Origin of the sequence: Paraburkholderia sp. PGU19, assembly GCF_013426915.1 — a bacterium.
GTDB lineage: Bacteria > Pseudomonadota > Gammaproteobacteria > Burkholderiales > Burkholderiaceae > Paraburkholderia.
This window is the reverse complement of the sequence record NZ_AP023180.1, coordinates 451,425-464,296: the sequence shown is the minus strand read 5'-3', so window position 1 is coordinate 464,296 and position 12,872 is coordinate 451,425. Positions and strand designations below refer to the sequence as shown.

Genomic DNA, 12,872 nt, shown 5'->3' with positions numbered 1-12,872 from the left:
GCCCTTATCGCCGACGCGTGGCGACGGCATTCGAGCCCTGCTGTAGTTCGCTCACGATGCTGTGCATGCTCATGCGCACGGTGATGTGCATGCCGTTCGACACGTACGACGTCAACCGTTCAGGCGCGGGTCTGGACTCGGGCGCGAGACGCGGCGCTTCGTTTTGCAGGTCGTCACGACGCTCCGCCGTTGCAGACGGCATGTCCGACGGTGCAGGATGTTCTGCCAGTGCGACATCGGCCTCGCTTGCAGCCACGTCAGCGCTTGCAGTATCCGCATTCACCACAGGCGTTCGCGCGCTCACCGCGCTGCTCGCCATAACCGGCTCGCGCCAACCCGGCTCTTCCGCGACAGGAGAACGCGGCGACACGTCGATCCACTGCGGCAGATCGGCAAGATCCATGATCGTGAGCTTGCCGCCATAGACAGCGCCCGTATCGATGTTGATTACGTTGTCCTTCGCGGTGACGGCGGACACGGGCGTATGCCCGACGATCACGGCCGTCACGTTCTCGATCCGCCCTACCACATGCGCCTCTCCGCGCACACTGTGTCTCGCCTTGTCCAGCAGGCTGCGCAACGTATTGCGCGACGGCGAAGGATGCGGCTGTTGCGCCTTCCAGCGGGTGCGCGACCAGATTGCCTTGCGGCGCGTCTTGCCGTCCGCCCGTTCTCTTTCGATATCGGCAACCAGCCGGTTCCAGTCCGAAACGGGGAATCCGCGTGCACGATGCCGACCAGCCCGTGCTCGGTTTCGATCTCGATCAGGTACGGCAGCGACGCCATGTAGGCCGCGATCGCCTTGACCCAGTCCCGTTCATCGGCTCTGTCGAGCAGCCAGTCGGCGCCGTTGCCCAGCAGCGAAAGCGCCTGCTCCTCACCGGCATGCCAGCGCACGATGACGTCTTCGTGATTGCCCTTCACCGATTTGATCCCGTACTGCTCGACGGTCTCCAGCACGCTGTCCGATTGCGGCCCGCGATCGACGAGATCGCCGACTGCGAACAGCCGGTCGCGCTGCGGGTCGAAATGGCGCGCCTCCAGCTCCGTGCGCAATTGCGCGAAGCAGCCGTGCAGATCGCCCACGACGAAGTCACGTCCCGAGTCGTTACGCGGATAGCGGTGAACGGCGCGATAGGGCTCTTTCATGGGTCAGGGAAGGTTCCGGAAATACGACATACCACATAGGACGGAATAAAAAAATCCGCAAAAAATAACCAGTAACGACGCGAAAATAATCAGGGCAGGTACGCTCAGGCGCGCGACGTTGAGGCAAGCATAGCGCGCGGATCTGTGACAAGGTGCTACACAAAAAAGGATTGTGTAACTGTTCGTGAAGCGCATTGCGTTATTGCCAGTTCGCGGCCGAGCGCCTTTCCGGCGCCTAGGCGGAATCCATCCGCAACTCGCCCGGCGCGGCCACCGGCCGCCGGGAGTCCGAGGCCAGCATGCGCGCGAGCAACACCCTGGAAATGTGCAGTTCCGTCGCGGCCGCATCGAGCCGCCCCTGATTTCGTGCGATGGCCAGTTCGACGGCTTGCCACTCGGGAATGTCGTCGGCGTCGTCGGATGCGCTGATCAACGGTACGCTCGCGGTCTGATCGAAACCCAGATCGACGGCTGTGATCAACGGGCCATTGCTGGCAACGATTGCATGGCGGATGCGATTGATCATTTCCTGCAGGTTGCCGGGCCAGTTGTGGGCGTCGAACGCTTCCCACGCGCACACGGAAAAACCTTGCACCCCATGACGGGAATCAGAGCGAAAGCTCTTCAGCAGATGCGTGGCGAGCAAGCGGATATCGGGGCCGCGTTCGCGCAGCGGCGGAATCGTGATCGTGTCGGGCGAAAGCCACGAGAAAAGTCGCGCGTGCAGACGATGTTCGTCTGCAACGCGCTGCAAGTCGATATGTGTCGAGCAGATGATGCGCACATTGCGCGCTCCCGTATCGAGCATGTCCGCGAGACGCCGCTGTGCCGACAGCGGCAGTTCGCAGATACCATCGATATACAGAGAGCCGCCCTCCGCCATGTTGAGGCGGGAACGCTGATTGCCCTCTTCGACTTTGGTCTCCTCGCCAGCTGATTCCCCGAATAATTCCGTTTCCACGCGTTCCGGCGCGAAGGCCGCGCAATCGATCGACACGAACGGCCCTTCGCGGCGCGACGAACCCAGGTGGATCGACGACGCCGCCAGCGTCTTGCCACTCCCCGATTCGCCGATGAACGTCACAGGCCGTTCATGTTCCGACGCTTTGCGTATTGCCGCACGCACGTCGCTCATCGCCGCGCATGCGCCGATCAGGACGACCGATCCCGCGTTCACGCTCGTATATTCTCCCCCGTCGCCCGCGGACATCTCGTACGCGCGATCGAGTTCCTGAGCAACCATCTCCGCCGCCGCGGGCAAGCGGATATAACTCACGCAGCGCGTGCGCACGATCCGGCCGATCTCCGGATCATTGAGATGCGCGTTGGTGACTACAGCCACCCAACTGATCGCCGCGCTGGTGCGCGTGAGTTCGTCGACTTCGTTCAGATCAGCGGGAATGCTCAACGACGGAAATTCAATCAGACCCGCGGCGCGGTCATTGGCGAGCAATGCGGCGCCCTGGCGTTCGCGGATATCGATGCAACGAATGCGCCATTGCAGCGACGGAAGATTGCCGTCCAGACATGCGCGCTCGGGATTGCATACGTGATAGAGCCTTTTCAGATTCAGGTTCATGATGTGATCGGTTGACCCGCCTCGAATTGATCGAACAAGTACCGACTGCTTCACGCCCCCCGTACAACGGCCGCGATCGGTTACTCAAAAAGTTAATGGAATCATGGTCTCGTCTATGTCGCGGGTTGTTACTGTTTGAAAACGTCTACGTGCAATGGCGGATTGGCGATTGCGTGTGCGTGATGACGGCAGTCATGGCGCGAGCCGCGCTGTAGACGACGTGAGAAGAAGGAAGGCGCGGTACGGTCCGCCATTTCGGCCGTTACGCCCGTTACGCGAGTAACGATCCTTTACAATCCGTGGGAGGGACTGTGGCGATCTGAACACATCGGTAATTTGTAGCGTTTCGAATGCCGAACTTGTTCCTTATTAGCATTCTGAATAACGACAAAAATACCGTGTCCGCCTGGAATACAAGTCGAAAGAACCGGTAATGAGGAATTGAACCTTGCGCAAAGCGACATGCTTACCGGCCGCATCACAAATCAAGGGGCTGCATCATAGAGCGCAATGCTTAAGGCACACTGATGCGAATCAGCGGGCCGCGACGATATGAAAGAAACAAGTCAAGCTTGCTAGACAGACATATATGTTTGGCATTGCGCCTGAACGCAAATCAAACCTGTTCGAAGCTCCAACTCCCTTCAACGTCGATCACCGTCTTCACCGAATTGGCGAGAAAACACGCATCGTGCGCGAGATGATGCAGATGCGCGAGCGCTTCATCGCTCGGTGCTTTTGCGCCGGCAAATGCAACGGCCGGTTTCAGCACGACACGCGTGACCACTTCCTTGCCCGCGTCGTTTTTCGCCATCGTGCCTTCGGCTTCGTCGCGATACGACGTGACGACATAGCCTTGCTCTGCGGCGATCGACAGAAACCACAGCATATGGCAACTCGACAGCGCCGCGACATATGCCTCTTCAGGATCGACGCCTGCAGGATCGGAGAACGGCACGCGCACGACATGCGGCGAACTCGACGCCGGTACCACTGCGCCGCCGTCGAACGTCCATTGATGCGCGCGGCTATAGCGGTTGTCGGTGAACTTGCTGCCGTTGCTGCTCCATTCGATGAGTGCCGTATGCTTTGCCATGCGCGAAAGGTCCTCGTGGTGTGAACGATCAGATGGGTGTCAACACGTCTTCGCCCGCGAAGTGACGCGTCGCGTTCGTGATGAAGTTATCGACGGAAGCCGTGATCGCTTCCGGCGACGTGCCCGCCACATGCGGCGTGAGCACGACGTTCGTCAGATGCACCAGGGCCTGAGGCGGCTGCGGCTCGCCTTCGTATACATCGAGGCCCGCGCCCGCTATCACGCCGTTTGCGAGCGCATGCGCAAGCGCGGCCGTATCGACGACGCTGCCGCGTGACACGTTCACCAGAAAGCCCTTCGGCCCGAGTGCTTCGAGTACGGCGCGATCGATCAGATGTTGTGTCGCCGGACCACCCGGCGTTGCAACGACGAGATAGTCGCTCCAGCGCGCGAGTTCGTGCAGGTTGTCGATGTAGCGCAATGCTGCGCCGTCACGCGGCTTGCGGTTGTGATACGCGACGTCGATATCGAAGCCGGCCGCGCGCCGCGCAACCTTCAGCCCGATATTGCCGAGACCCACGATACCAAGCCGTTTGCCTGACACGGAAGGCCGCATCGGCAATGTGTCGCGCCAGATGCCTTCGCGGGTCGCGCGGTCACGCTGCGGCACGTCGCGCACGACGGCCAGCAACAAGGCCATGGCGTGATCGGCGACGCAATCGTCGTTCGTGCCCGCGCCGTTCGCGAGGACGATGCCGCGCGCTTTTGCATGCGTAGCCGCGATGTTTTCATAGCCCGCGCCGAGCGCGCTGACGAATTCGAGCACAGGCATCTGGTCCATTTCATCGGCCGTGAGACCTGTCGTGCCGTTGGTCAATACGGCGCGAATCGCCGCGCCTTCTTTCGCGATGGATTGAACGCGCGCTTCGTGCGTGGGGGCGTAATGAATATCGAAGGAGGCTGAAATGCGCGCGCGACTGTCGTCGCCAAGTGGAATCAGGATGAGCAGGGAAGGTTTCATGACTCGACGCAAGCGAAGGATGAGAAGTGCTGCTACGAAGTACTCGGCAAGGCGCAGTGTAGCAACAAGCCCCGTTCTACGCAGCGCTTGTCGTCATGATTGCGCGGCCCACTCCGCGAGTTTGGCGATCGTGTTGATGTTGCGCGCGGTGCCTGTCTTCGCGGCTGGAATTCTCAGCTTCGTCTTTGCCATGCCGTCGCCGTAGTGCACGTAGATCTCGTGCTTACCGAGCGCGACCTGTTCGTTCTGCTGTCCGGCGATGTGCTCGAGCGTGTCGGCGGGTGGCGCTGCGTCGAGGAAGATCGCGACCGTGCGATTCGGCGCTTCGTCGCGAAACGGATTCGCGTCCAGCACGGCTGCCATCTCCTTGCCGGTGCGAATCAGCACGCCAACGGGCTTGCCTGCATACGCCTCGAGGCTGCGTTCGAGCGCCTGCTGCGCCGCGCGTTTCGCGAGCATGCTGTCGAACACGACGTTGCCGCTCGCGATATACGTGCGAACGTTGGTGAAGCCCGCTGCCTCGCACATCTTGCGAAGCTCGGTCATCGGAAGCTTGCCGGTGCCGCCGACATTGACGGCGCGCAGCAACGCAACATAAGTGGTCATGGGCGGAGTGTAGAGTCGCGATTGCGTTCGATGCTACCGCATCTGCTTTGCAGCAATAGCGTCGACGATCACGCCCGGCCTCGTCGACGTTCAATGCATCAGTGCGCGCCGCCCTGCTCGCTGTCGAGATGCGCCATTTGCGCGGCCGCATAGCGTGCACCCGCTGCCGCGCCCTTCGGCACCGCTTTCTCGATCGCAGCGAGTTGCTGCGCGTCGAGCTTCACGTCAAGCGCGCCGAGCGCTTCCGTCAGCCGCTCGCGCCGCCGCGCGCCGATCAGCGGCACGATGTCATCGCCTTGCGCGGCAACCCACGCAATCGCGATCTGCGCCACCGACACACCCTTGCTGTCCGCGACCTTGCGCAGCGCCTCGACGAGCGCGAGATTGCGCTCGGCGTTCTCGCCCTGGAAGCGCGGGCTCATCGCGCGAAAATCGCCCTTGCCCGCCGAATCTTTCTGCCAGTGTCCGCTGATCAACCCGCGCGACAGCACGCCGTACGCCGTCACGCCGATGCCGAGTTCGCGCAGCGTCGGCAGAATCTCGTCTTCGATGCCGCGCGAAATCAGCGAGTACTCGATCTGCAGGTCGCTGATCGGCGTAACAGATGCTGCCTTGCGGATGGTCGCCGCGCCCACTTCGGAAAGGCCGACATGCCGCACATAGCCCGCCTTCACCATCTCCGCGATGGCGCCGACGGTGTCTTCGATCGGCACGTTCGGATCGAGCCGAGCCGGGCGATAGATGTCGATATGATCGACGCCCAGGCGCTGCAGCGAATACGCGAGGAAATTCTTCACGGCTGCGGGCCGCGCGTCGTACGCCGTCCAGCCGCCCGCGGGATCGCGCATCGCGCCGAACTTCACGCTGACGAGCGCATTGTCGCGGCGCGACGCGGGTGCGCTCCTGAGCGCTTCGCCGAGCAGCAGTTCGTTGTGGCCCATGCCGTAGAAGTCGCCCGTATCGAACAGCGTGATGCCCGCCTCCAGCGCCGCGTGGATCGTCGCGATGCTTTCGGCGCGGTCCGCCGGGCCGTACATGCCCGACATGCCCATGCAGCCGAGGCCGAGCGCCGAACTCGCGGGGCCCGTCTTGCCAAGTCGCAGTTGCTTCATCTGAGTGCTCTCCGTGGATTCGTTAATACGGTAGGTCCGTCGCCTTCGCGCATCGAACGCGCTGCGCGACGCTTGTGACGCAGTATCCGCGCAAACCGGCCGTGCGATAATTCCACCCAATCCGAATGCCCCGTGCGGAATTGCGAACAATGGTCGAACCCGATCTGAGCGATCTGAAAGCCTTCGTCGCCGTCACCGCCGCGCGCGGCTTCCGCAACGCCGCCTCCACCTGCGGCGTGTCGGCGTCGTCATTGAGCGAAGCCGTGCGGCGCCTCGAGCAGCAACTGGGCGTGCGCCTCCTGAACCGCACCACGCGCAGCGTCACGCCGACGGAAGCCGGCCAGCGCCTGTTCGAGCGGCTCGCGCCCGCGTTCGGCGAAATCTCGACGGCGCTCGACGCGATCAACGTGTTCCGCGACAGCCCGACAGGCACGCTGCGGCTGAACGTGCCGTCGATCGCCGCGCGCGAAGTCCTGCCCGCGCTGCTGTCGCGCTTTCTGGCCGAACATCCGGGCATCACCGTCGAGGTCGCGTCGAACGACACCTTCATCGATATCCTCGCGGCCGGCTTCGACGCGGGCATCCGCTACGACGAACGCGTCGAGCGCGACATGATCGCGGTGCCCATCGGTCCGTCGATGCAGCGCTTCATTGCCGCCGCGTCGCCCGCGTATCTGAAGCAGCATGGCGAGCCGAAGCATCCCGACGAACTGGTGCGGCACGCGTGCATCGGCCATCGCTTCGAAAGCGGCGTGCTGGCCGTGTGGGAGTTCACGCGCGGCGAAGAAACCGTGCGGATCGTGCCGAACGGGCCGCTGGTTGCTTCCGTCATCGAGATCCAGCGACGCGCGGCTGTCGACGGGCTTGGCATCGTCTATTCGTTCGACGAGTTCCTGCGCCCCGCGCTCGACGACAGCACGCTCGTGCCGATCCTGCCCGACTGGTGGCAATCGTTCACCGGGCCGCGCCTCTACTACGCGAGCCGCGAGCACATGCCCGCGCCGCTGCGCGCCTTCGTCGACTTCGTGCTGCGTGACAATCGCAGCCGCGACGCGGGATGACGCGGACGGGCGCTGCTCAGCGCCGCTTGCCGTATTTCTTCCAGTAGCCGAACGCGTCTTCGTGACACTCGATATCGAGTTCCGCCACGCGCGCGTGCATACGCGCCTGCGCGTCCTGCACGGCGAGGTTGTAGATCACCGGGCCGATTTCCTCGACGAAGAAGCCGAGCAGCGCGCCCGCCTGGATATTGCCGATCGGCTCGTCCATGTTCTCCGCGAAGTAGCGTTGCAGCGAAGCGATCGCTTCGCTGCGCACGTCCTTGTCCAGTTCGATTGTCATGCGCGAGGTCATCCTTTCGTCAGCTGCATCGGGCGATGCAGCACACTGCGGATGAAACAGCAAAGCGGCGCGTCCCGCAAGGGCGCGCCGCTTTCGGCACATTGCCTGGATGTCAGCTGTTGATGAACGCGAGCAGATCGGCGTTGACCTTGTCGGCTTCCGTCACGCACATGCCGTGCGGCGCGCCTTCGTAGATCTTGAACGTCGCGTTCTTCACGATCTTCGCGGACAACTTGCCGGCGTCATCGATGGGCACGATCTGGTCGTCGTCGCCGTGCAGGATCAGCGTCGGCACGTCGATCTTCTTCAGGTCTTCCGTGTAGTCGACTTCGGAGAACTCGCGGATGCACAGGTACTGGCCGTGCGCGCCGCCTGCCATGCCCTGCGCCCAGAACGCGTCGATCGTGCCCTGCGACACCTTCGCGTCCGGCCGGTTGAAGCCGAAGAATGGCATCGCAAGGTCTTTGTAGAACTGCGAGCGGTTGTCGGCGACGCCTTTGCGGATGCCGTCGAACACGTCCATCGGCAGGCCGCCGGGATTCGCTTCCGTCTTCAGCATCAACGGCGGCACCGCGCCGATCAGCACGGCCTTCGCGACCCGCTTCGTGCCGTGTCGGCCGATATAGTGCGCAACTTCCCCGCCGCCCGTCGAATGGCCGACGAGCGTCGCGCTCTGGATGTCGAGCGCGTCGAGCAGCGCGGCGAGATCGTCGGCGTAGGTGTCCATGTCGTTGCCGTTCGACGGCTGATCCGAGCGGCCATGTCCGCGACGATCATGCGCAATCACGCGAAAGCCGTTTTGCAGCAGGAACAGCATCTGCGCATCCCATGCGTCCGCGTCGAGCGGCCAGCCGTGCGAAAAGACGACGGGACGGCCCGAGCCCCAGTCCTTGTAGTAAATCTGCGTGCCGTCCTTCGTGGTGATCGTGCTCATTCGGTTGCACTCCTTTCGGTGGTGACGCATGAAGCCGCCGCGCGGCGGCCGGATCGATCATTGTCGACGCCAATGTTACAGGCCGATAAAACATCCTTCAGACGAAGGGCATCGATACGGACGAACGGCGGCGCGGCGCGGTCGATCAGAACGCGCCGGCGGGACACTGCGCACGACAACCCGGCGGGCGGCCCGCTTCGTGCTGTCGTGCCTCAAAACGGCGATGATGAAACTGCGAAATACGCTGCTTCAATGTGCTTCGCGAGGCTGCGTATTGGCGACGGACGCGACGGGTGCATCCTGCGCGACGAGCGTCGGCGTGACGGCCGCGTCGCTGGTTTCCATATCGTTGTGATGCGAGACGATGGCCTTGACGCCCGCTTCCGCGGCAGGCGTCGCGACATAGGGAATGAAGGCCGACACGGCGACGACGATGATGTAGGCGAACATGACAGTTCTCTGCTTCAAGGCATGAAGAGACGCACCGGCATGCCGGCGCGTTGCAGACTGATCGTCGCCCGCTTCACGGCGAAGCGCGTTGAATGCCTTCACCGGAAAACACGTCTTCCTCGTATTGCGCGTGCCGTTCGCGTGCAGTGCCGCGATGCATGTTCGCGCGGCCAGTTGGGAATTGCGTGTACCCTCCGAACAGAATTCAGTGACTTGTATGAAGCTTTGCACCGATATAACCGACGACCGGTTAATTCGATTCGTAGGGCATGAAAATGCGAAAGTCAACTCGCGATCGTGCGGCACGCGGCGCGTGCCAGGTGATGGCGGAATAGATCGATGAGTGCGCAATCATTACCCGTCGTGCTGTTCGGCGCGTTCGACCGGCACAATTTCGGCGACATGCTGTTTCCTCATGTCGTTGCGCGCATGCTTGCGGGTCGCGACGTGCGCGTCTGCGACATGCACGTCGCGGGACTCGTGGCGCGTGATCTGCGCATGCAAGGCGGGCATCGCGTTCAGGCGCTTCGACAGTTGCACGAACGTGCGGTCAGTCTGCTTCATGTTGGCGGAGAGATTCTCACCTGCGATGCGTGGGACGCCGCTGTGATGCTGCAAACGAACCACGACGCGCAACGGATCATCGCGTCGCAACAACCCGATCGATCAGACTGGGCGCAACGTGTGCTCGACACGCGCGAGCTTGCGCCGTATGTCGTGTCGAAGGATGCATGGCCGTGCGCCACGCGTGTTCTGTTCAATGCGACCGGCGGCGTGACGCTCGATGAGCGCGACGCCAGGATGCGCGACGAAGTGCTTGCCAAACTCGCCCGCGCCGACGATATCAGCGTGCGCGACATCCACACGCAGGCGTTGCTCGCGAAGTCGGGCATCGAAGCGCGGCTCGCGCCCGATTGCGCGGTGATGGTCGCCGAACTGTTCGGCGATACGATTCGCGCGCATGCATCGAAGCAGGCCGTTGCGCGGATACGCGAAGCTGCGCCGCGCGGGTATCTGGCCGTGCAGTTCAGCGCCGACTTCGGCGACGACGCGACGCTCGACCAGATCGCCGCGCAACTGGACCACGCCGCGCACGCGCATGACCTAGCTATCGTGTTCTTCCGCGCAGGCGCGGCGCCGTGGCACGACGATCTGTCGTGCTTCGAGCGCACGGCTGTGCGCATGCGCGCGCCGTCCGTGCATCTCTTCGATTCGCTGAATATCTGGGACATCTGCGCGCTGCTCGCGCACAGCCGTGGTTATATCGGCAGCAGCCTGCATGGCCGGATCGTCGCAATGGCGCACGCGTTGCCGCGCATCAATCTGCTGCACGACGGAGACTTCGCGCGGCCCTGCAAGCAGACGGCTTTCGCGCAAACGTGGGAAGACGCGGGCCAGCCCATCGCCGTGCGCGTGAGCGGGATTGCTGAAGGAATCAATAACGCGCTGTCTGTCGATCCAGCACGACTGAAGCAAACCGCGGTACGCCTCGTCGCGCTTTGCCGCGATGCGTTTCAAACAACTGTTTCAGGGCTCGCGGGATGAACACGAGTCGTCCCTGCTCGACTTCCGCGCGATGCCTGCAGAATGGCTGGAATTTGCCGTTATAACGGTTGCGGCCGCATCCGGCTGATGCCGATAGCGGACACCCGACATTTTCTCCGGGCCCAGTTGGCACCGTAGAATAGCGAGAAATTCGATTCTGGACCTGTCATGCCCAACCACCCTGGCCCGCGCTCCACAGCCGACGACGACTCGGAAATGTTCGATCTCGCGCCCGTCGCGCTCTGGCTCGAAGACTTCAGCGGCGTAAAGGCGCTGTTCGAAGACTGGCGCGCGCAAGGCGTAACGGATCTGCGCGCGCACATCGGCGAGGACATCAAGCGGGTGGCCGAGTGCGCGAGCCGCATCCGCGTCATCAAGGTCAACCAGCAGACACTGACACTGTTCGAAGCCGCGGATTTCAGCGCGCTGACGGACAACCTGTCGGCGATCTTCCGCGACGACATGCTGAAGACGCATCTTGAAGAGCTGTGCCAGCTCTGGTCCGGCCGGCCTCACTTCACGAGCCAGACGGTCAACTACACGCTGGGCGGCCGGCGTCTGGACGTGCTGCTCAAGGGCAAAGTGCTGCCGGGCCATGAGGAGCGCTGGGACCGCGTGCTGGTATCGACGGAAGACATCACGGAACTGGAAGGGGCGCGCCATCGCGTGACGGAGGCCGAGCAGTACGTGCGCGGGCTCTTCGAGTATTCGCCCGTGTCGCTATGGGTCGAGGATTTCAGCGCCGTCAAGCATCTGCTCGACGACGCGCGGGCGGCGGGCATCACCGATTTCCGCACCTTCACCGACGTGCACCCGGAGTTCGTCGAGCGCTGCATGGCCGAAATTCATGTGCTCGACGTCAACCAGCACACGCTGGAGATGTTCGCAGCACCCGACAAGAAGACGCTGCTGTCGCGCCTTCCCGAAGTGTTCCGCGACGACATGCGCCCGCATTTCCGCGAGCAGTTGATCGACCTGTGGGACGGCAAACTCTTCCAGCAGCGCGAAGTGCTCAACTATTCGCTCGAGGCGAACGAGGTGCACGTGCATCTGCAGTTCTCCGTGCTGCCGGGACACGAACTCTCGTGGGACCTCGTGCTCGTCGCGCTCACCGACATCACCGCGCGCAAGAAGGCCGAAGCGTATCTGGAATTCCTCGGCAAGCACGATGTGCTGACCAAGCTGCGCAACCGCTCGTTCTATGTGGATGAACTGAACCGGCTCGAACGCAAGGGGCCGTTCCCGGTGACGGTCATCATGGCCGACCTCAACGGCCTCAAGCGCGTGAACGATCAGCTCGGCCACGCCGCCGGCGACGCGCTGCTGCGCCGCGCCGGCGAAGTGCTCGCGAAAGCCATGGAGACGCCGTTCAACGCGGCGCGTATCGGCGGCGACGAGTTCGCGATCCTGCTGCCCGGCACTGACGAACGCGGCGGCGCGACGATGATCGAGACGATCCGTCAGCTGGTCGATCTGAACAACCAGTTCTATCCAGGCTCGCCCATCAGCTTCTCGATGGGGATGGCGACCGTGCAGCGCGGCGAACGGATCGAAGCGGGCGTGCAGCAGGCCGACCTGCTGATGTATGAGGAAAAGCGCGCGCATTACGTAACGCAGGAAGCGAGCGGCGTGCAGAAGTAAGCTTGTGCGTTTCGCGACGTAGTCAGCTTTTCACGGGCACGCCGTATGTGCTTACAATGCGCCTGTCCTGTTCGGCTGCGGAGAACAACTCCCATTCGAGCCCGTTCACGTCGGTGCTGCTCGAATAGCCTTCGACCGCGTCGTCCTCGAAGCCGACATGGCGCAACTGCCCTGCTTTTTCGGGCTTTTCGTTGATCGAGAAGTTGAGCAGATCGGTGCGCCACATTGCGTACTGACCCGGCACGATGGCCGAGGGCGGTTGTCCCAGACGCTCGCTATAGTCGGCAATCGATTCGTCGAGATTCGCAACGGCGAGCGCGATGTGAAAACGCTTCATGATGGTGGGCTCCGTGAGTGTTGTTCGCGAGTTTTATTTCGCGAGTTTTGTTCGAATGCACAGCGCAGCCATCGTAATCACCACGCGAAAATGTAGCCAGATCAGCAATCATGCTGGTATC

14 protein-coding genes are annotated in these 12,872 nt (G+C 62.6%); 3 read left to right on the top strand and 11 right to left on the bottom strand.

Translation table 11 applies throughout. The features are described 5' to 3' along the window. Positions 1-4: 4 nt before the first annotated feature. The 7 genes from H1204_RS51445 to H1204_RS19720 all read right to left on the bottom strand — a co-directional run bounded on the left by H1204_RS51445 (position 5) and on the right by H1204_RS19720 (position 6,503). Entirely contained in the window at positions 5-529 is a 525-nt protein-coding gene (locus tag H1204_RS51445) for a hypothetical protein (RefSeq protein ID WP_243468732.1), read from the bottom strand. Then, positions 523-1,149 carry a metallophosphoesterase gene (locus H1204_RS51440; RefSeq protein ID WP_243468731.1) on the bottom strand — a complete coding sequence of 209 codons (627 nt, stop codon included), beginning with the start codon at positions 1,147-1,149 and terminating at the stop codon, positions 523-525. The genes H1204_RS51445 and H1204_RS51440 overlap by 7 nt, the downstream gene beginning before the upstream one ends. 235 nt (positions 1,150-1,384) lie before the next feature. Beyond that, the gene (locus H1204_RS19740; RefSeq protein WP_180732360.1) at positions 1,385-2,728 is read right to left on the bottom strand and encodes a sigma 54-interacting transcriptional regulator; all 1,344 of its coding nucleotides are present in this window, start codon (positions 2,726-2,728) and stop codon (positions 1,385-1,387) included. Positions 2,729-3,344: 616 nt separating this feature from the next. Next, entirely contained in the window at positions 3,345-3,824 is a 480-nt protein-coding gene (locus H1204_RS19735) for an OsmC family protein (protein ID WP_079489013.1), read from the bottom strand. Positions 3,825-3,852: 28 nt separating this feature from the next. Next, the gene (locus H1204_RS19730) at positions 3,853-4,785 is read right to left on the bottom strand and encodes a 2-hydroxyacid dehydrogenase (RefSeq protein ID WP_180732359.1); all 933 of its coding nucleotides are present in this window, start codon (positions 4,783-4,785) and stop codon (positions 3,853-3,855) included. Between the two features lie 93 nt (positions 4,786-4,878). Then, complete coding sequence (locus H1204_RS19725) at positions 4,879-5,391, bottom strand: DUF1697 domain-containing protein (protein ID WP_180732358.1); 513 nt, start codon at positions 5,389-5,391, stop codon at positions 4,879-4,881. 98 nt (positions 5,392-5,489) lie between these two features. Then, entirely contained in the window at positions 5,490-6,503 is a 1,014-nt protein-coding gene (locus H1204_RS19720) for an aldo/keto reductase (RefSeq protein WP_180732357.1), read from the bottom strand. Between the two features lie 149 nt (positions 6,504-6,652). On the opposite strand from H1204_RS19720, the gene H1204_RS19715 reads away from it, so the two are divergent. Further along, positions 6,653-7,564: a LysR family transcriptional regulator gene (locus H1204_RS19715; RefSeq protein WP_180732356.1), complete on the top strand. Its 912-nt coding sequence runs from the start codon at positions 6,653-6,655 to the stop codon at positions 7,562-7,564. Positions 7,565-7,580: 16 nt separating this feature from the next. Here H1204_RS19715 and H1204_RS19710 read toward each other — a convergent pair whose 3' ends face one another. The 3 genes from H1204_RS19710 to H1204_RS19700 all read right to left on the bottom strand — a co-directional run bounded on the left by H1204_RS19710 (position 7,581) and on the right by H1204_RS19700 (position 9,228). Beyond that, on the bottom strand, positions 7,581-7,844 hold the full coding sequence (locus H1204_RS19710; RefSeq protein WP_180732355.1) for a DUF2164 domain-containing protein: 264 nt from the start codon (positions 7,842-7,844) through the stop codon (positions 7,581-7,583). Between the two features lie 112 nt (positions 7,845-7,956). Further along, a complete protein-coding gene (locus tag H1204_RS19705) occupies positions 7,957-8,778 on the bottom strand; it encodes an alpha/beta hydrolase (RefSeq protein ID WP_180732354.1) in 822 nt (273 codons plus the stop codon). Between the two features lie 249 nt (positions 8,779-9,027). Next, positions 9,028-9,228: a hypothetical protein gene (locus H1204_RS19700; protein ID WP_180732353.1), complete on the bottom strand. Its 201-nt coding sequence runs from the start codon at positions 9,226-9,228 to the stop codon at positions 9,028-9,030. Positions 9,229-9,567: 339 nt separating this feature from the next. On the opposite strand from H1204_RS19700, the gene H1204_RS19695 reads away from it, so the two are divergent. Further along, positions 9,568-10,773: a polysaccharide pyruvyl transferase family protein gene (locus H1204_RS19695; RefSeq protein WP_180732352.1), complete on the top strand. Its 1,206-nt coding sequence runs from the start codon at positions 9,568-9,570 to the stop codon at positions 10,771-10,773. Between the two features lie 168 nt (positions 10,774-10,941). After that, positions 10,942-12,414: a GGDEF domain-containing protein gene (locus H1204_RS19690; RefSeq protein ID WP_180732351.1), complete on the top strand. Its 1,473-nt coding sequence runs from the start codon at positions 10,942-10,944 to the stop codon at positions 12,412-12,414. A gap of 22 nt (positions 12,415-12,436) precedes the next feature. On the opposite strand, the gene H1204_RS19685 is transcribed toward H1204_RS19690, so the two are convergent. After that, complete coding sequence (locus H1204_RS19685; protein WP_180732350.1) at positions 12,437-12,751, bottom strand: hypothetical protein; 315 nt, start codon at positions 12,749-12,751, stop codon at positions 12,437-12,439. Between the last annotated feature and the right edge of the window lie 121 nt (positions 12,752-12,872).

What these genes read in the sequence shown, in the direction of transcription:
- H1204_RS51440 (WP_243468731.1), bottom strand. Translation starts at nt 1,149, where the DNA reads ATGAAAGAGCCCTATCGCGCCGTTCACCGCTATCCGCGTAACGACTCG.
- H1204_RS19740 (WP_180732360.1), bottom strand. Translation starts at nt 2,728, where the DNA reads ATGAACCTGAATCTGAAAAGGCTCTATCACGTATGCAATCCCGAGCGC.
- H1204_RS19735 (WP_079489013.1), bottom strand. Translation starts at nt 3,824, where the DNA reads ATGGCAAAGCATACGGCACTCATCGAATGGAGCAGCAACGGCAGCAAG.
- H1204_RS19730 (WP_180732359.1), bottom strand. Translation starts at nt 4,785, where the DNA reads ATGAAACCTTCCCTGCTCATCCTGATTCCACTTGGCGACGACAGTCGC.
- H1204_RS19725 (WP_180732358.1), bottom strand. Translation starts at nt 5,391, where the DNA reads ATGACCACTTATGTTGCGTTGCTGCGCGCCGTCAATGTCGGCGGCACC.
- H1204_RS19720 (WP_180732357.1), bottom strand. Translation starts at nt 6,503, where the DNA reads ATGAAGCAACTGCGACTTGGCAAGACGGGCCCCGCGAGTTCGGCGCTC.
- H1204_RS19715 (WP_180732356.1), top strand. Translation starts at nt 6,653, where the DNA reads ATGGTCGAACCCGATCTGAGCGATCTGAAAGCCTTCGTCGCCGTCACC.
- H1204_RS19710 (WP_180732355.1), bottom strand. Translation starts at nt 7,844, where the DNA reads ATGACAATCGAACTGGACAAGGACGTGCGCAGCGAAGCGATCGCTTCG.
- H1204_RS19705 (WP_180732354.1), bottom strand. Translation starts at nt 8,778, where the DNA reads ATGAGCACGATCACCACGAAGGACGGCACGCAGATTTACTACAAGGAC.
- H1204_RS19700 (WP_180732353.1), bottom strand. Translation starts at nt 9,228, where the DNA reads ATGTTCGCCTACATCATCGTCGTCGCCGTGTCGGCCTTCATTCCCTAT.
- H1204_RS19695 (WP_180732352.1), top strand. Translation starts at nt 9,568, where the DNA reads ATGAGTGCGCAATCATTACCCGTCGTGCTGTTCGGCGCGTTCGACCGG.
- H1204_RS19690 (WP_180732351.1), top strand. Translation starts at nt 10,942, where the DNA reads ATGCCCAACCACCCTGGCCCGCGCTCCACAGCCGACGACGACTCGGAA.
- H1204_RS19685 (WP_180732350.1), bottom strand. Translation starts at nt 12,751, where the DNA reads ATGAAGCGTTTTCACATCGCGCTCGCCGTTGCGAATCTCGACGAATCG.